Annotated in this window: 11 protein-coding genes; 6 read left to right on the top strand and 5 right to left on the bottom strand. The window is 63.7% G+C overall.

Going from position 1 to position 19180, the window contains the following annotated elements; genetic code table 11:
• The first annotated feature begins 27 nt into the window (after positions 1-27).
• Both cphA and JaAD80_RS15705 read left to right on the top strand, forming a co-directional pair.
• A complete protein-coding gene (gene cphA, locus JaAD80_RS15710; RefSeq protein WP_102295330.1) occupies positions 28-2598 on the top strand; it encodes a cyanophycin synthetase in 2571 nt (856 codons plus the stop codon).
• A 203-nt stretch (positions 2599-2801) separates the two neighbouring features.
• Positions 2802-5942 (top strand): EAL domain-containing protein, encoded by a 3141-nt coding sequence (locus JaAD80_RS15705; protein ID WP_258003016.1) that lies wholly within the window; start codon positions 2802-2804, stop codon positions 5940-5942.
• Between the two features lie 3 nt (positions 5943-5945).
• Here the strand turns inward: JaAD80_RS15705 and JaAD80_RS15700 are convergent, their stop codons facing one another.
• Positions 5946-6368, bottom strand: coding sequence for a hypothetical protein (locus JaAD80_RS15700; RefSeq protein ID WP_102295326.1), 423 nt, complete (start codon positions 6366-6368; stop codon positions 5946-5948).
• A gap of 325 nt (positions 6369-6693) precedes the next feature.
• On the opposite strand from JaAD80_RS15700, the gene JaAD80_RS15695 reads away from it, so the two are divergent.
• The 4 genes from JaAD80_RS15695 to JaAD80_RS15680 all read left to right on the top strand — a co-directional run bounded on the left by JaAD80_RS15695 (position 6694) and on the right by JaAD80_RS15680 (position 12386).
• Complete coding sequence (locus JaAD80_RS15695; RefSeq protein ID WP_102295325.1) at positions 6694-9375, top strand: TonB-dependent receptor; 2682 nt, start codon at positions 6694-6696, stop codon at positions 9373-9375.
• Between the two features lie 390 nt (positions 9376-9765).
• A complete protein-coding gene (locus JaAD80_RS15690) occupies positions 9766-10050 on the top strand; it encodes a hypothetical protein (protein WP_146012405.1) in 285 nt (94 codons plus the stop codon).
• A gap of 45 nt (positions 10051-10095) precedes the next feature.
• Entirely contained in the window at positions 10096-10983 is an 888-nt protein-coding gene (locus JaAD80_RS15685; RefSeq protein ID WP_102295321.1) for a MurR/RpiR family transcriptional regulator, read from the top strand.
• Between the two features lie 80 nt (positions 10984-11063).
• Complete coding sequence (locus JaAD80_RS15680; protein ID WP_102295320.1) at positions 11064-12386, top strand: aspartate aminotransferase family protein; 1323 nt, start codon at positions 11064-11066, stop codon at positions 12384-12386.
• Between the two features lie 6 nt (positions 12387-12392).
• Here the strand turns inward: JaAD80_RS15680 and JaAD80_RS15675 are convergent, their stop codons facing one another.
• From JaAD80_RS15675 to JaAD80_RS15660, 4 genes are all read right to left on the bottom strand, one after another.
• Entirely contained in the window at positions 12393-12656 is a 264-nt protein-coding gene (locus tag JaAD80_RS15675) for a PAAR domain-containing protein (protein WP_102295318.1), read from the bottom strand.
• 28 nt (positions 12657-12684) lie between these two features.
• Complete coding sequence (locus JaAD80_RS15670; protein WP_258003015.1) at positions 12685-13887, bottom strand: hypothetical protein; 1203 nt, start codon at positions 13885-13887, stop codon at positions 12685-12687.
• Positions 13888-14100: 213 nt separating this feature from the next.
• Complete coding sequence (locus JaAD80_RS15665; protein ID WP_146012404.1) at positions 14101-16347, bottom strand: DUF3274 domain-containing protein; 2247 nt, start codon at positions 16345-16347, stop codon at positions 14101-14103.
• A 24-nt stretch (positions 16348-16371) separates the two neighbouring features.
• Positions 16372-19119 carry a type VI secretion system Vgr family protein gene (locus JaAD80_RS15660; RefSeq protein WP_102295317.1) on the bottom strand — a complete coding sequence of 916 codons (2748 nt, stop codon included), beginning with the start codon at positions 19117-19119 and terminating at the stop codon, positions 16372-16374.
• Positions 19120-19180 lie beyond the last annotated feature (61 nt).

Raw genomic sequence — 19180 nt, 5'->3', positions numbered from 1 at the left:
AGAACACAACAGGATTACGGTTTAATTATGGAAGTATCTCGCGTACGGGCCTTGCGGGGCCCTAACCTCTGGAGCCACGACACCGCCGTGGAAGCCATTGTTTCCTGCACCACGCAGGAACTCGACATCGCCCAGCTGCCCGGCTTCGAAGCCCGCCTGCGCGCACTCTTTCCACAACTGAGCCCGCTGCAGCCGCTGGGCAATTACAACGCCGCGCCGATGGCGCAGGTGCTGGAACTGGCGGCCCTGGGCCTGCAGGCGCAAGCCGGCTGCCCCGTCACCTTCAGCCGCACCACGCCGACCCTGGAAACGGGCATCTTCCAGGTCGTCGTCGAATACTCGGAAGAAGCCGTTGGCCGCCTGGCCCTGGAACTGGCGCAGAAGCTGTGCCAGGCCGCGCTGGACGACACCCCATTCGACCTGGCCGGCGCCCTGCACCAGCTGACGGAACTCGATGAAGACGTGCGCCTGGGTCCATCGACGGGCGCCATCGTCAACGCCGCCGTGGCCCGCAACATCCCGTTCCGCCGCCTGACCGAAGGCAGCCTGGTGACGTTCGGCTGGGGCAGCCGCCAGCGCAAGATCCAGGCCGCCGAAATGGACGGCACCAGCGCGATCGCCGAAGCCATCGCGCAGGACAAGGAACTGACCAAGAAACTGCTGGACTCGGCCGGCGTGCCGGTGCCGCACGGCCGTGTCGCCGTCGACGCGGACGATGCCTGGGCCGCCGCCTGCGAGATCGGCCTGCCGGTGGTCGTCAAGCCGAAGGACGGCAACCAGGGCAAGGGCGTGACAGTCAACATCACCACGCGCGAGCAGCTGACGGCCGGCTTCATCGCGGCGCAGGAATTCCGCGACGATATCCTTGTCGAACGCTACCTGCCGGGCCACGATTTCCGCCTGCTGGTGATTGGCAACAAGATGGTGGCCGCGGCCCGCCGCGACCCGCCGCAAGTGGTGGGCGACGGCCAGCACACGGTGCGCGAACTGGTCGACCAGGTCAACCTGGACCCGCGCCGCGGCAGCGGCCACGCTACCTCGCTGACGAAAATCCGCTTTGACGACATCGCGCTGGCCAGCCTGGCCAAGCAGGGCTATGTGGCCGACTCGGTGCCGCCGGTGGGCCAGCGCGTCATCCTGCGCAATAACGCCAACCTGTCGACGGGCGGCTCGGCCACCGACGTCACCGTCGACGTGCATCCGGAAGTGGCAGCGCGCGCCGTCGCGGCAGCGCACATGGTGGGCCTGGACATCTGCGGCGTGGACGTTGTCTCCGACAGCGTATTGAAACCGCTGGAAGAACAGAATGGCGGCATCGTCGAAGTCAATGCCGCACCGGGCCTGCGCATGCACCTGGCGCCATCGTTCGGCAAGCCGCGCCCGGTGGGCGAAGCCATCATCGCCGCCATGTTCGCCGAAGGCGATGATGGCCGCATCCCCGTCGTTGCCGTCACCGGCACCAACGGCAAGACCACCACCGTGCGCCTGATCGCCCACCTGCTCACCACCTCGGGCCTGCGCACCGGCATGACCAACACGGACGGCGTGTACATCGAAGGCCGCCAGATCGACAGCGGCGACTGCAGCGGCCCGCGCAGCGCGCGCAACGTGCTGCTGCACCCTGACGTCGACGCGGCCGTGTTCGAGACGGCGCGCGGCGGCATGCTGCGCGAAGGCCTGGCCTTCGACCGCTGCCAGGTTGCCGTCGTCACCAACATCGGCGCCGGCGACCACCTGGGCCTGAACTACATCACCACCGTGGAAGACCTGGCGGTGCTGAAGCGCGTGATCGTGCAGAACGTGGCCGACAGCGGCGTGGCCGTGCTGAACGCCACCGACCCTGCCGTGGCCCGCATGGCCAAGAACTGCAGCGGCACGGTGACTTTCTTCGCCGCCGACAAGACGCACCCCGTGATGGCCACGCACCGCGCGCAAGGCAACCGCGTGGTCTTCGTCGAAGACGGCAAACTGGTGGCGGCGCAGGGCCAGGAGCGCCACGAGATCGCCCTGTCGCAGGTGCCGATCACGCGCAATGGCGCCATCGGCTTCCAGGTCGACAACGTCATGGCTTCGCTGGCCGCGGCATGGGCCGTGGGCCTGGACTGGAAGACCATCGCGCTGGGCCTGAAAACCTTCGCCAATGAAGCCGACAATGCGCCGGGCCGCTTTAACGTCTTCGATTACAAGGGCGCCACCCTGATCGCCGACTACGGCCACAATCCGGACGCCATCCTGGCGCTGGTGCAGGCCGTGGAAAGCATGCCGGCCAAGCGCCGCTCGGTGGTCATCAGCGGCGCCGGCGACCGCCGCGACGAAGACATCCGCCAGCAGACGGAAATCCTCGGCGCCGCGTTTGACGACGTGCTGCTGTACCAGGACCAATGCCAGCGCGGCCGCGCCGACGGCGAAGTGGTGGCACTGCTGCGCCAGGGCCTGGACGGCGCCAAGCGCACTACCCACATCGATGAAATCAACGGCGAATTCGTCGCCATCGACAAGGCCCTGGCGCGCCTGGGCGAGGGCGACCTGTGCCTGATCCTGATCGACCAGGTGGAAGAAGCGCTGGCGCACATCGCCAAGCGCGTCGCCGAAGCATAAGCGCAGCCTGACGGCATGCGAGGGCGGCCTGCGGGCCGCCCTTTTTTATTGGCGCGCCGCCTCCCTGTGCGCACCCGCATGGTGCAAACACAGCCAATATCCTCCTTGCAAGCTTGTAAATTCAGGCATGAAAATTGCTCATTAGAAAACACAAACTGGGCTGACAAGAAGGTGGTGCACGCATGGTGGGCAGAATTTCGCGCATGATCGGGAAATTGACGGTGGGGCGCAAACTGGCCTTGATCTATTTGCTCGATTTGTCCGCCGCGATTTTCATTTCCGGCATCCTCATCAACGAAAAATACCTGGCCATCGACTTCTCGCGCAAGGAGATGGCAGGCAACGATTACATCGCCGTGATCCGCGACGCCCTGCTGCCGTTGACGCGCGAACCCGCCGATGCCGCCCGCTCGGCCGCCGCCATCGAGCAGGCCGAGCGCCGGTTCGGCACGGGCATGCGCAGCGCGCAATTGAGCGGGGAGTTTTCCGTCCTGCTGCGCCAGGCCGGCGCTCCGCCAGCGCATGACGGCATCGGGCCCTCGCCCGCCTTCGCCGCCGGACGCGAACTGCTCACGCGCGTGGGCAACCAGTCCAACCTGATCCTCGACCCTGACCTCGACAGCTACTACACCATGTCGCTGGTGATCCTGCGCTTTCCCGAGCTGCTGGAAGTGATCAACAGCACGCGCGACCTGGCGCTGCAGCTGGCCACGGCCGAAGGCGCGCAGCGCCAGCGCATGCAGACGCAGTTCCTGATCCTGGAAGGGCGCATGGACGCCACCATGGGCGGCATCGGCAGCGACTATACGGAAGCGTTCGAGGCCAGCACGCCACTGCTGCGCCAGCACCTGGACGCTTCGCGCATGGCGCTGCGGCAAGCCATCGCACAGTTCCGCGCCAGCACCCAGGCGCTGGCCGGCACGCAGGCCAATCCCGCCGGCAGGCAGGAACTGCTGCGCCGCGACGCGGTGGCGCTCGCCGCGCTGCGCCTGGCATGGCGCGACACGGCCAACGAATTGCAGCGCCTGATCCAGCTGCGCGTGGATGGCTTTTTTACGCGCATGTGGCTGCACCTGGGCACGGCCGTGCTGCTGCTGGTGATGATATTGGGGCTGGTGTTTTTTGTCGCGCGCCAGATCGCCCTGCCCATCCGCCGCCTGGCGCGCGTGGCGCAGGACGTGCGCGAAACGGGCGACCATAGCCTGCGCGCCGTCTGGGACAGCGAGGATGAAACGGGACGCCTGGTGCGCGCCTTCAACACCATGCTGCAGCAGCTCGATTTCCAGCGCGTGGCGCAGCAGGACCTGGTGGCGCGCGCCAGTGCGGCCGACGCGCAACGCCAGCTGGTCGACGCCATTCCCATTCCGCTGATGGTCACTTCGATCCCGCACCACCGCGTGCTGCACGCCAACCAGGCCGCGCACGCGTGGCAAGGCGGCCTGGAACTCGACCCGTGGGTGGATGGCATGAGCGCGCCGGCGCGCTCGCGCTTCTTCCAGCGCCTGAGCGACCTGGGCGCCGTCGATGAATTCGAGGTGTGCTGGAGCGGCGGCGGCACGCCCACCTGGGCCTTGATTTCGGCGCGCCTGATCGACTATCAGGGCCAGCGCGCCGTGCTGTCGACCTTCACGCCGATCAACAAGATGAAGCTGATGGAGTCGCGCCTGGAACTGTGGGCCAAGGTCTTCGAGGCCTCGGCCGAAAGCCTGATCGTGATGGATGCCGACATGCGCATCATCACCGTCAACCAGGCATTCCGCCGCCATGCGCTGTACGACATGGTGGAACTGATCGGCAAGCGCCCGGCCTTTTTGCTGTCGCCGCAAAACAGCCACGAACAGCTCGACAGCCTGCGCCAGACCCTGGCGCGGCGCGGCTACTGGCAGGGAGAGATCTGGATACAGCGCAAGTCGCTCGAAGCGTATCCCGCCTGGCTGGTGATGAATGCCGTGCGCGACCTCGATGGCGTCACCACGCACTTCATCGCCAGTTCGCTCGACATCAGCGAACGCAAGGCCAGCGAGCGGCAGATCGAGCACATGGCCCACCATGACGCGCTGACGGGACTGGCGAACCGCCACGTGTCGAAGCTGCGCCTGGCCGCCGCCATCGCGCAGGCGCGCCGCAGTGGCGAGAAGGTGGGCGTGCTGTTCGTCGACCTGGACCGTTTCAAGAGCGTCAACGACGCCCTGGGCCACCATGTGGGCGACGCGCTGCTGCAATCGGTGTCGGCACGCCTGCTGCAGCTGGTGCGCGAAGGCGACACCGTCAGCCGCCTCGGTGGCGATGAATTCGTCGTCATCCTCAACGGCATCGGCGATGCCGCATACATCGGCGCCCTGCTCGACACGCGGCTGATCCCCGCCATGCGCGAGCCGTACCAGGTGGAAGGCCATGAACTGCATGTCTCGTGCAGCGTGGGGGTGGCCATCTACCCCGACCATGGCAACGACATGGATACCCTGATGCGCCACGCCGATGCGGCCATGTACCAGGCCAAGAGCGGTGGGCGCGACCATGCGCGCATGTTCACGCCGCAGATGGAAGCACAGCAGTTGCAGCAGCTGCACCTGGAAAGCGATTTGCGCCATGCCATCGAGCGCCACGAACTGGTGCTGTACTACCAGCCGCGCGTCGATGCGCACAGCGGCCAGCTGCACGGCGTGGAAAGCCTGATCCGCTGGCAGCATCCGCAGCGCGGCCTGATCGCGCCAGACAGCTTCATTCCCCTGGCCGAGGAAACGGGCCTGATCGTGGCGATCGGCGCCTGGGTCATCCGAGAAGCATGCCGCCAGCACGCGGCCTGGCGCGCGGCGGGCGTGGGCGATATCGGCGTATCGGTCAACCTGTCGGCCATCCAGCTGAAAAACGGCAGCCTGGCGGCCACCTTGCGCGAGGTGCTGCGCGAGTTTGACATCGCGCCGGGCCGGATCGAATTCGAGCTGACGGAATCGATCCTGATGGAGCACGTGGACGACACCGTCGCCACCTTGCAGGCGATCAAGGCGTTGGGCTTTGCCATCTCGATCGACGATTTCGGCACCGGCTATTCAAGCCTGAACTACCTGTGCCGCTTCCCGCTCGACAAGCTGAAGATCGACATGAGCTTCGTGCAGAACATCCACAATTCGCCGCAGAACCTGGCCGTGACCAAGGCCATCATCGGCCTCGGTCACACCCTGGGCCTGACGGTGACGGCCGAAGGCGTGGAAAGCGCGGCCGATGCCGCCGTGCTGCGCCACGCCGGCTGCGACGAACTGCAAGGCTATTACTTCGCCCGCCCCATGCCGCAGGCGCAGCTGGCGGCATGGCTGGCACAAACGGCCGCCGCCTGCGTCGCGTAAAAGTTACTCGGCGCTGGCGTGCATTTCGCTGGCGAACAGAGAAGCCGCATGCGCCAGCGAGCGCGTGGCGCGCGCCAGGAAATGCGTCCAGTGCTGCGGCTCGAGCAGCAGCATCTCGATGCAGAACCACACCTGGCCACGCACCACATGGCCCTTCACCAGCTTGATGCGGCGGTTCACTTCATCGAGCGCCACCAGCACGCGCTGCTGCTCCTGCGGCGACTCGATCAGCCAGACATTCGGCAGCAGCAGCTTGCCAAACTGGATGTCGTCGGCGTCCAGGCAAAGCACATAGCCCATGCCCTCGAAGCGGAAAACGATATCACCATCGCTGTCGGTCTGCGCCTGGTAGCCCTCGGCACGCAGGTGCTGCAGCAGAAACTCGGTGGCGGTGGCGGTAGTGGCGACGGTGGTGAGTGTGGTCATGGTGTGATCCTTTCAGTGAGTGGGATGGCGGCGCGCGTCGTTGGCGCCGCTGCATCACCACCTCAACGCGGCCAGCCGCAAAAAATACAAAACTATTTTTCAGCCCTGTGGAGACCTTGCAACGCTGGCGCGCCAGCGTGACGTTCGCGCGCCTGCCGCTAGGGCGCATGAATGCAGCAGGGATACCGGAATTGATATTGACATCGCAAAAGAAGTGATTTGTGGGGCAAAGTCATTCCCCATACCATGATTCTTGAGCAAGTTTCAGCTCTGGCGGCGGCTGCCGCAGCGTTCTCAACATAACTAAAATACAGGTGGAGACAAGATGAACCAATGGATAGCAACGGGCACCCCCACGTCCCGGCAAAACACACGCTTGACCTTGAAGGCCACGGTGGCCGCGCTGGCCGGCGCCGGGCTGCTGAGCAGCGCGTCCGTCTGGGCGCAGCAGGCGCCCGCCGTCGAACCGGCCACCTTGGAAAGCACGCAGGCGGCGGCGCCGGAAGTGGCGGCCGAAGCGCCAGCCGATACCTCGGGCATGGCCGTGGTAGCCGTCACCGGCGTGCGCCGCGCGGCGCAAAGCGCGCAGACGATCAAGAAGAACAACGACCAGGTGGTCGACTCCATCGTCGCCGACGAAATCGGCAAATTCCCCGACAAGAACGTCGCTGAAATCCTCGGCCGCGTGACGGGCGTGCAGGTGCGCCGCGAAGGCGGCGAAGCGGGCGGCGTCATCATCCGCGGCTTGCCCGGCGTGGTAACCCTGCTTAACGGCCGCGAGATGTTTACCTCGGTGGGCCGCAGCCTGTACCTGGCCGACATTCCGACGGCCATGCTGCAGCGCGTGGACGTGTACAAATCGCAGGGCGCCGACATGGTCGAGGGCGGCACGGCCGGCGTGATCGACGTGCGCACCAACCGCCCGTTCGACTTCAAGGGTTTCACCTCGTCGGTGAACACGCGCGTCGAGCACCGCGACAAATCCGGCTCCACCGATCCGAACGTCAGCGGCATGGTTTCGAACCGCTGGAAGACGCAGTACGGCGAAATCGGCGCCCTGGTCGGCCTGTCCTACCAGCGCAGCAAATACTATGACGAGACGATCTGGAACGCCGAACCGGTGGCGCGTCCGGAAGCGGGCAACATCACGGGGCCCGATTCCGTCGGCATGATTCCGACCGTCGGCGACCGCAAGCGCTACGCCGCCAACGCCGCCTTCCAGTGGCGCCCGAACTCGCAGGTGGAAATCTACGCCGAAGGCATGTCGACCCTGATCAAGCATGCGTTCGACAGCCAGTTCTTCGTCGGCTCGCTGCCATGGGGTCAGAATCCGGACATCAGCCTGATCCCCGGCACCAACCAGGCCGGCACCGTCGGCAAGATCGACGGCCCATGGTCGCCATTCACCCTCGGTTCGACCCAGGCGCGGCGCGACCGCTCGATCGGTTCGCAAGGCGCCATCGGCGCGCGTTGGGATGTCACGCCGCAATTGCGCGTGACGACGGAACTGGCGCGCACGGTCAGCAACTTCGAACGCGAATTCCCCATCCTCGACTTCCTCGCCCATCCGACCAGCGTGGTCGGCAGCACGAATGTGAACGGCGGCGCGCAGATCAGCTACCCCGGCTACGACATGGCCGATCCGAAGAACTACACGCTGCTGGGCTTCTACGATAACCACAGCCACGACGAAGGCAGCTCGACCGACTGGCGCGCCAACGCCATCTATGACATGGACAGCACGGGCTTCTTCCGCGAGTTTTCCACCGGCGTGCGCATGGCCAAGCGCAAGGCCGAATCGATCCGCGAAAAGAACGTGCAAGGCGGCCTGGCGTCCCCCATCACGGCTGACAGCATTCCCGGCCTGGCATGCACCTCGCACAAGAACACGGGCAATTTCGGCCTGCAAAGCTGGATCACGCCATGCCGCGATTTCATGCTCAATAACACAGCCATGCTGCGCCAGTTGTTTACCGGTAGCAGCGAACGCAGCCCGGAAGATCCGCTGACGCACTTCCAGGACGTGGAAAAGACCAATGCCGTGTACGGCAAGGCGCGCATCGGTTTTGATGTGGGCGCCGTGCCCTTCGATGGCACCCTGGGCGTGCGCGTGGTGCAGACCAAGCAGGACCTGCAGGGCAACTCCTCGCAAAACGGCGTCATTTCGCCCGTGCGGGTCAAAACGTCCGACACGGATGTGCTGCCCAGCATGACCCTGAAAGCCATGCTGCGCCAGGACCTGATAGGCCGCATGACGGCGGGCAAGGCCATCCAGCGCGCCAACTTCGCCGACTTCAATCCGGGCGTGACCCTGAGCCAGAGCCTGGACATGGTGCGCCCGACCGGCGGTGGCGGCAATCCCGACCTGAAACCGGTGGAAGGCAAGAATGTCGACCTGGCGCTGGAATGGTATTTCGCCCCGACCGGCTCCGTGACGGCCACCGTGTTCCGCCACAACTTCAAGAACTACATCCTGTCCGGTTCGGCCAAGGAAACGTATAACGGCATCGAGTACGACATCACGCGTCCGCGCAATACCTCGAAAGGGCATTTGCAAGGCATGGAAATGGCCTACCAGCAGTTCTACGACAAGCTGCCTGGCTGGCTGGGCGGCCTGGGCCTGCAGGCGAATGCCACCTACATGAAGGGCGAACTGGAAGAGATGGATGGCAATTCGCACCCGTTCACGGGCATGTCGAAATGGTCGGCCAACGTCGTCGGCCTGTACGAGCAGGGCCCGTGGTCGGCGCGCCTGGCCTACAGCTGGCGCGACAAATATGTCGACGACTACAACTACCGCGGCAAGGGCATCCACCTGACCGTGGCGCCAACGAAAACCCTGGACGCATCGGTCTCGTACAAGATCAACCCGAGCATGACGGTCACGCTGGACGCCAACAATCTGCTCGATTCGACCTACCACGACTACCACGACTCGCCGGAGTATGTGCGCGACGTGCGCCGCTATGACAAGGTCGTCGGTCTGTCCCTGCGCTGGAGCCTCTAAAAACACCCGGGGGCGTTGTTGCCGTGCCTCGCCATACCATGCGTACTGTCGTCGGCACGGCGCCTCCCCTGGATGTTTTTAGCGTCAGTAACAACACTTGAGCAAACCGGCTGCGCAGCGCGCTGTACGGCCGGCGATGCTCACGGCACGACCGTGCCGCTGCGCTTCTCGGCCGCACAGCACTGCCGCTCGCGGTGGTTTTCTCAGGCGTCGAAACGTCGTTGATATTCAGGTTTTTCTTCCTTGCGAGGGTTTTCAGCGCCAGCCGGCAACGGTTGGCGTTTTTTTGCCTTGTGGCATCTGTTCGCCGTTGGAATTGATTTAGCGCAAGGTGGCGAAACGCGGGGCTTTTATGCTGTCAGCTCGACCATCCAATTCGGCGGCAGCACCATGCGCGATGCACGGCCCATCGATGCACAATTATTCCAGCCCGACATACCCATGCGGCTCGACATGCGCACGGCGGCGCTGGTCGAGCATGCGCTGGCCTTGCAGGAAATGGCTGGCACGGGCGCCGCCGCCCTGTTCCTGCATTGCCACGACGTGCCCCTGGCCACCGCCCTGCGCGTGCTGACGACGGGACCGCGCCGCCAGCTGGCCGGTCCCCACCTGTTTGCCCGGCTGCGTCCCCGCACGGGCGCGCTGGCGCAAGGCGTGCCGCTACCGGCGCGCTGACGAATCCTGTACCATCGCCGCAACCCATTGATTGAAAGCACGGCGATGCAGGCAGCGACACCCCACGACCCCCATGCGGCTCTGATGGCCCTGATCAAGGCACGCTACGCCGAACTGAGTCCGCAATTCCAGGCCGGCGCGCGCTACCTGGTCGACCATCCGGACGAGGTGGCGGTCTCGTCGATGCGCAGCATCGCCACGCGGGCCCAGGTGCAGTCGGCCGCCCTCGTGCGCCTGGCGCAGCAGCTGGGTTTCGCCGGCTGGCCGGAACTCAAGGCCATCTTCGTCGAACGCCTGCGCGCGGGGCCAGGCGGCTACGCGGAAAAAGCCGGTGCGCTGGCCGGCAAGGACGGCAATCTGGTCACCGAAGTCTTCACGGTGCAGCAACGCAACCTGGCCGCCACGGAAAGCGCCAACCATGCGGCCCTGGACGCTGCCGCCACCTTGCTGCAGGCGGCGCCGCGCGTGCACGTGGCTGGCTTTCGCGCTGCCCATCCCATCGCCTACACCCTGCACTATCTGTACCGGCTGCTGCGCCCCAGCGTGCAGCTGCTGAGCGGCCAGGGCGGCACCCTGGAAATGGACTTGCGCGCCCTGCAGGCGGGCGAAGCCGTCGTCGTCATCAGCTTCGCGCCGTATTCCAGCGAAGCGCTGCTGGTGGCGCAGGCGGCGCGCCAGGCCGGCTGCCAGCTCATCGCCATCAGCGACAGCGCCATCTCGCCGCTGGCCCTGCAGGCGGACGCCAGCATCGTCATCGCCGTCGACAGCCCTTCGTTTTTCCCTTCCATCGTGGCCGGCATCGCCGCCGTGGAAAGCCTGGCGGAATTGCTGGTGGCGCGCGCAGGCCCAGGCGCCGTGCAAGCCATCGGCGCGGCGGAAAAGCAATTGCGGACGCTGGGCGCTTATGCAAATACATCAAATGATGTAAATTAATATCAAACACATCAATCGTTGCAATTCGGCACGGCGCATCCTATAATCGGCCTTCCCTCCTGCCGAATGAAAGTGATGCCATGAGCCATGTCTTCCACCGCAGCTTGAGTACCAGCTATCCTGTCGCCGCCGGTGGCGACGGCCCTTACCTGATCGATGCGGCCGGCAAGCGCTACCTGGACGCCTGCGGCGGCGCGGCCGTCTCGTGCCTGGGCCATTCGGATGCGGCCGTCATCGCCGCCGTGCAGCGGCAGATCGCCAGCATGGCCTACGCGCACAGCTCGTTTTTCACCAGCGCCCCCATGGAAGAGCTGGCCGATTTTCTCGTCGCCCGCGCGCCCGCCGGCATCGACAGCGTGTATTTCGTCTCGGGCGGCTCGGAAGCGGTGGAAAGCGCGTTGAAGATGGCGCGCCAGTATTTCGTCGAGCGGGGCCAGCCGCAGCGCCGCCACGTCATCGCGCGCCGCCAGAGCTATCACGGCAATACCCTGGGCGCGCTGGCCACGGGCGGCAACGCCTGGCGCCGCCAGCAGTTCGAGCCGCTGCTGATGGGCGTTACCCACGTGTCGCCCTGCTACGCCTGGCGCGAGCAGCAGGAAAATGAAACGGACGGCGACTATGTGGCGCGCCTGGGTCAGGAACTGGAGGACAACATCGCCGCACTGGGCGCGGAAAATGTCATGGCCTTCATCGCCGAACCCGTCGTGGGCGCCACGGCCGGCGCCCTGCCCGCCGTCGCCGGCTATTTTGCGCGCATGCGCGACATCTGCCAGCGCCACGGCATCCTCTTGATCCTCGACGAAGTCATGTGCGGCATGGGGCGCACGGGCACGCTGTTCGCCTGCGAGCAGGAAGGCGTCACGGCCGACCTCATCTGCATCGCCAAGGGCCTGGGCGCCGGCTACCAGCCCATCGGCGCCGTGATGGTGTCGGGCGACCTCCGCGACACCATCCGTGCCGGCACGGGCTTCTTTCAGCACGGCCACACGTATATCGGCCACGCCACGGCCTGCGCCGCCGCGCTGGCGGTGCAGCGGCAGATCGAGGAGCGCGATCTACTCGCCAACGTGCGCGCCATGGGCAGCCTGCTGCAGGAGCGGCTGCAGCAGCGCTTCGGCGAGCATCCGCACGTGGGCGACATCCGCGGCCGCGGCCTGTTCCTGGGCCTGGAACTGGTGCGGGACCGCGCCAGCAAGCATCCGTTCGACCCCGCCCGCCGCCTGCACGCGCGCATCAAGGCGCGCGCCATGCAGGCCGGCCTGATGTGCTACCCCATGGGCGGCACCATCGACGGCCTGCACGGCGACCACATCCTGCTGGCGCCGCCCTACATCATCGATGCCAGCCATGTCGATGAGATTGTCGGCAAGCTGGGCATCGCCATCGACGCCAGCGTGGATTAACCTTCACTAGCCGCGCCCGCTGTTGCCTACGGTGGACATCAGGCTGGCGCCGCAGCTGGTCTTGTGGCCTGCGAAGGCCACGGGGATGCCATTGATCAGCACCTGCGGATCGCCCTCGGCGATCACGCAGCGCACGTGGCCCTTGATCGGACAGACGCAAGGGTCGCCCTTGCGCGCCACCGCCACGCCCAGCACCGTGCTGTTCGGTGCGGCACCCACCACCTTGCCGCCATGGCTGGTGGGGTCGTTCAAACGGATCACGCCGCGCATGGTGCTTCCTTTGAAGTGATGAGATGAATCATTGCGAAAACCCCTGGTAGTATTCCGGCGCATCATGGCGCAAGCCCCACCATGGCAGATAGGCGTGGTTGCCACCGCGCGCGCGGAACCATGGCTTGTCGGCCTGGATCGGCCGCACGACGGCCGGCGGGGCCACCACCAGCGCCACTGGCGCCGTCAAATTGCTGGTGCCTGCCACCAGCACGGGCTTGCCGAAATGGTGTGCGTAAGCGATGCCCAGCGCCACGTTCGTCAGCGCCGTGCCGGCCCCCGTCTCGCCCAGCACCGCCGTCAGATTGAAACTTTGCTTGAGCAGGTCGAATTCCGGCAATTGCAGGGTGAGCGTCTGCGCCAAAGCGCCGAGGCGCTCGGACGCGTCCTGGTGCGTATTGCCGGCATCGTGAATGACGTAGCCAATCTCGGTATCCGTCTTATTGGCCTTGCCTGCGGCATCGTCGATGGCGGCCGCCCACGCCTGCACCAGGCGCGGCGGCTCACCCTTTTTCACCTCAAAATCAGCCGCCCGTTTCGTGCTCGGATAGCCGAGCCACGCCAGCGGTGCGCGCTCCGTCTTGTAGTCGGGGCCGGCCAGCACCAGCAGCACCAGATTCTCGTTGATCTGCCTGTCCTTGGGCCGGCTGGGCGCATCCCAGTTCATGACCCATACGGTTTCTTTGGGATGGCTTTGCAGATAGTCAAGCGCTGCGGCCAAGGAGGTAAAACCGGCGTTGGGGCCGCCCATGGTGACGCGGACGTCGGGTGGGGTGGAACGGGTCCAGAGGGTGGGAGCGTGGATGTTACCGATGCTAAAAGTTCTTGCAACACGCTGACGAACGAATTCCGTCGTCTCGACTGAATTCAGTTTACCTTCCGGCAAAGCATACTCTATGTGGATGCCCGCCAGTTCACGCCAGCGTGATTTATCTTCGGCTGAATGAACGTTATAAAAATATTCCGGATCAGAGTAATAGTTTCCATGGAATAGATTCATTAACTCATTGACATATTTTTCATGGTAGCCATCGAAACTCTCAGCCCCCTCATTTCCTATTGCAACCGAGGCAATGCTTTGTAATCTGGAGTATTTTTCGGGTCTTTTTTTAAGCATATCATCGTTCAAATTTGGCCTCGCTAACCCCAGCGCCCAAAGCAACTGCCACTCTGTTGGATAGTCCTTACGCTGCAGAGGATTCAGCCATTGCAATCCAACAACCTGGGCCATATATGGTAACTTTTCAGGCGTGGTAGTAATAACTGAATTAGATGAAATCTTTATGTTTGTAGATGTACGCATGCGCGCGCACGCAGACAGAACTAAGACAGTCAAAAATACGCCGAGCAAAGATAGAAAAAAAGATCTAGACATAAAAAGACTCCCGTAGATAATCCTACTACAAGTGAGTTAAAATTCGATAAGGCAAGTATTAATATCGACTTATTCAAATGCCCTTTCGCCAGAATTGGGAAGTGATCCAGGAACAGGATTTTCTCGTATATCAATGATGAACATAGGTAGCTCACCTCCTCCGCCCGCTGTCTTAACCCATTGAGCCGTGGTCAAACCAGAGAATTTTCCATCATTGAAGTACTCTTCAAAACACTTAGCAGCGTCGCTTCTGTATAGTGCTTTCAACAACCTCCAATCCGCCGCCACCCGCAACTTGCGCAACTGGTCCGGCTTGATACGGCACTCGCCCACCGCCACGTCGTACGCGAGCGCCCGCTCCGCGTGCATGGGGTTGGTCATGATGCTGGAATGGTCGGTGGCATAGGCGTCGACCTGGCTGGCCATCATTTCTTCAATGCGCGTGCCGCGCCATTTCAGGTAGTCGGCGTCTGGCGTGGCATTGCGCAGCTCTTGCTGCACTTTTTGCCCGCTGGGGCTTTTATTTTCGATCTGCGCCAGGTTGCGTATCACCGCCCGCTGCTCGTATTTCAAACGCATCTCGTCTTCCGCCGTGCCCTTGGCGCTGTCCATCCGTTTGGCTTCGCTCTTGCCTTCTTGCCCTTGCAAGCCGCCAGGTGGAATTTCATGGTCGACAGAGTAATCTTCGCCGGAAGCGCGCGGCTTACCCTTCTGCCGCGACTCGCCGGGTGGGGCATAGCCTTCATCAAACTGCTCGCTCTTGACGCCAAAGCGCAGGGACTGCGGTGTAAAGGTTGCAGGTAATGCAGGAGCGCTCAGTTCGATTTGCCAGTGTTCATCCGGTGAGGCATTGGCAGGACTTCTGGCCAGGCCTGTGGCAACAATCATCACCGGTGCGGCGGCCACGGTCAGCAACACGGCAAGCACGCCTTCGCTGGCGGCTATGCCTTGCTTGACGAAGTAGCTCGCATATTTCTGGGTTGGAAACCAGAAATCGCTGCCACCAGCCTTGGGCTTGCGCCAATGATCAGCCCAGTAATGGTAGTGGCCCATCTTGCCCACCGTGCAGCCTTGCGCAAACACACGCTGCACATAGACGCCTTGCGCATGGGTGGCGGCCAACTCGTCAGGGTTCTTGCTCTCCTTGCCCGGCGGTCCCGACAGGCCACGCCAGCCTATGCCTTGTATGGCAACAGACGACACCACCTGATCGTGTGGATTACAGTAGACCGTTACCCTGCCGTACGATGATTTCTTGCCGCCACGGCCTTCGCCCGCAATGCCATAGGCCTCCCGGTCCACGTCGGCGCTAAAGCCATGTTGAGAATTGGCCATGCAAGCATTGATCCGTTCATCCGTCTGCAATAGTCCCAGGCCAGCCTGCTTGCGGATGATGTCGAAGAAATTCTTCAAGGTCTCGATACGCGCCTGGCCCGTCACCCTGCCTGTCGAACCATTGGCTGCGCGCAAATTGCTTTCCACCCAATTTTCCGTGCCATTGCTGTCGCGCAGGCTGTATGGCGAATTGCAGATCACATAGTTGTCAGCGACGCAGGCGATCGACTGCACCGCCGGCAAGCGCGCGCCGAGGAAGGCCGCCGCCATCGCCACCATGGTCCCCTGGCTATGGCAAACGATGGTGACTGGCGCATCATGTTGTTGCTGGCGAATGGATTCGACCAGCCAGGCCAGGCGGTAGGCGGCCAGCACGAAATACGGGCGGGGCGGGCAGCTGAACACCTGCCGTTCCGGGAAAGGATTCAGATGCTGGATTTTGTTCCACAAGAAAAGTCCGTCATTCAAGCCATCCTTCCACAAATCCGCCAGCGCGCTGCAGCCATTGGCGAACGGCCCGCCGCCCCAATAATCCTCCTCGTTCAGATAGATGCCCTTGCCGTACTTTTGCAGTTCCTCGCCGCAGGCCTTGTAGCCCCAGCGAAAGCGAATCACAGGCGAAAAGGCTCCCGCATCGTGGATCAAGGTGTCGGCCGACGTTTCCGGATTGAGAAAGCCGTCCTCCGTGATTTCGGCGCCGTAGCTGACTGCCTTCAGCTCTCCCCCCTCCACGCCAAGGTGCTGCAAATGGTGGCAGGAACGCTTGAGGCGCTCGTTGAGGCCGCTGCACAGGCCGTCCTCCGCCGCCTGGTACCACTCGCCATCGGAGTTGACGCCGTGGACAAAAATGATAATGCCTGGCAGCGGTAGTTGTTGCAGCGCATTGTGGTCGCTATGCCGGAAATTGGCACTACAGGAAAACTCCCCCAGGATATCGATTTCCGGGTCGTCGCATAGCGGTGGGTGAGTATCAAATGACATGGTGCGCTCTCCGGTGCAGTGGAATCAGGAACGGCGGCGGAAGAAAAAGCCTTTCAGTCTTTGCAGATGGTCGGTCTGCACTTTCGGCCCTCGCCCATCGGCATCGCTGACGCCCGTCAGCGGACTGTCGCCCTCGCGTTCGATGTGCACTTCCGCACCTTCAACAGGCAGGCCGTCGGTGGGGCGCAGCAATCGCGGCACACGGCCCAGGTCGCCTTCGCTGAAGCTGGGCAGTTCGCCTTTCATGCTGCCGGGGCCATTCCAGTGGTGGCCAGCTGTCTTGACAGTCAGCGCGCCCGGCCCGCCCAGCTCCACCGCGCCGCCAGACAGCTTCAGGTATGCGCCTCCCGCCGTCATGAAAGTGATCTCGTCCTGTGCGATGCCGACCAGGCGGGTGCCTGCCGTCAGGCGGATTTCCTTGGCGGCATCTGCCTGTATCAAGTCGTGCTGGCTTTGCAGCAGGAATTTTCCAAAATGGGCCACCTGCACGATGCCATCCTTGTGCGCGAACAGGGAAATGCCCTTGCCCGCGTTGACGTTGCAGCGCTGCGCCGCGCTCAGTTGCAAATGCTGCTGGGCCACCATGTCGATATTTGCACCCGCATTGCTGGCGATGGTCTTGGGCGTGCTCAGCGCCAAACCGTCGGGCGCCGTGATGCTGATGACTGGCTGGTCGGCCGCAATGGCGCTTCCCAGCGCCTCACTGCCGGCTGCGTCCAGCGCCAGCGCCTGGTGCTGGGCGGCAAACTCACCCAAGGAGCTAAACAATTCCAGGCACTCCTTCATCACGGCGGCATGCTCGCTGCTGTCGCGCTGCTTGCCGCTGGCGCCCAGCTGTTTCCAGGCCGAAATCAGCAGCGAGCGGGCCGTGCGCACGCTGCCGCTGGCATCGCTGCGCAGTTCAAAACCATCGCCGCGCTGCTGGCCGGCGCCGTCGCTGCGCGGCGATGTCAAGCAACCCAGGTTCAATTGGGTGGCCGCCTGGTCGCTGGCCAGCTGCGCACTGATTTGCGCGGGCGTATCGTCAAAGCACAGCTGGTTGCCGCGACCACCCCGCACTTCACGGCTACGGATGCCAGACAAATATCGGTTGCCCGGCAGGCTGCCGCGCGCACTCAGCGCGGGTGGCACGCCCACATCGTTGTATAGCTGACCAACGATGATGGGCCGGTCCGGATCGCCGCCGACGAAGTCGACCAGCACTTCCGAGCCGATGCGCGGCAAGTTCAAGGTACCGCACTGCTGTCCAGGCCCAGGTCCGTTGCCGGCCCAGCTGGACGCCACGCGCACCCAGGCGGAATCGCGCTCCGTGTCGGAGGCGCCCGAACCGTTGGCATGCGCGTGATCTTGCGCGCGCGTGGCGCCGAAACGGATCTTGACCCGTCCCATCCCATCACAGTGCACCTCTTCACCGGCAGGCCCCACCACCAGCGCGCTTTGCAGGCGGACTTGCGGCAGGTCGCTGCGCGGATCAAAACCCGGCACGAGTTCAATGCCGCGCCGGACACAGGTAAAACGATTGCGATAGCGCAGGACTGACTGGGCATCGCTGACCGTCTGCTGCCGCACGGCACCGGCATCGCACTGCCAGCCGCTCTGCGCAAACAGGCGTTCCACCCGCGCATCCAATCCTGTCGGCAAGTTGTTGCTGGCCGATACGTTTAAGGCCGTAATAACGAAACAGCGCTCGGCCGCCGGGTGCATGTCGATCTCCGCATGTCCTGCCAGGCTGAACCACTGTCCCACGCAAAAGTCGCGTACGCAGCCCTCGCCCTGAAAACACTTGCTCTCCAGATCATGGCGTGCCATCGCCAGCTGTCCCAACTGCCGCAGATCATCGCTGGCGCTACCTGCCAGCGGCGTCCCCACGATATAGTCATTGAGGCTGGCGGCCAGGCGATTGCCATTCTCGCCTTGCTCCGCGCCACTGTACGATTGCGTGCTCATGAACTGTGGACTGTGCGGGTGGCCATGATCCCAGCTATGGCGCTCGACTTTTCCTGGCTGCAAGCGGCGTACGGCACTCCAGCCCGTCACCGTATCCCTTTCCTCAGTAGCATCATCGCGGTGATAGCGCACTTGGCCGGCCGCGTTTTCCACCAGGCGGCTGGCGTCGTCGAACAACAGCAGGGTATGCACGGGAGTGGAAGCGGCGTGCTGGCTGCCCGGAGCACCCGCCTGAAAACACCAGGCAATGCCGCGGCGACTGAGCAAGCGGCGGATAAAGGCCGCATCGGATTCGTTGTGCTGCATGGTGAAATCGCGCGCTGGCAAAGTGCGGGCGGCCAGCGCCGGATCAATGGCGCAGTCCAGGCTGGCGGCCAGCACGCTATTGCCTTGACGCCATTCGTCGAGCAGGATCTGGACAATCTGCAATTCGTGCTTGTTGCGAAACACCCGCGTATTGATGCGCTTTTCCATCACGGCCAAGCCGTCACGCAGCACCAGCTGATAGGTTGCCAGCCCGCCATCGCTCTGCCCTGCGCACGCCTCAGCCACGATGCCGCAGACCCTGCGCAGCTGTCCCCGATCGGTCACGATCTGCAGTTCGGCCGGCACGGCGATGAATTGTTTCAGCGGCAACTGCACCTGCGTGGCGACACAAAGGATGCGGTACTCGAAACCGCCGCAGATGGTCTCGCTGCCGCTGATACGCTGCGGCAGCAAAACATCGTCGTTGATCCCATCCGGATAGGCCAGGCGCAGCCGCAAGGGGCGGTTAGCCGCAGTCAGGGCCTTGTCTACGGCCAGCCATTGCGCAAAGTCGTCCATGTTTTGCTCCTTCCAGCAGTCAGCGCTGCATTGCACTCGGTGCCTCGATTTCACGGCGAAC

The sequence above is a fragment of the Janthinobacterium sp. AD80 genome (assembly GCF_002878455.1).
Classification (GTDB): Bacteria; Pseudomonadota; Gammaproteobacteria; order Burkholderiales; family Burkholderiaceae_D; genus Janthinobacterium.
This window is presented reverse-complemented; position numbering and strand designations above follow the sequence as displayed.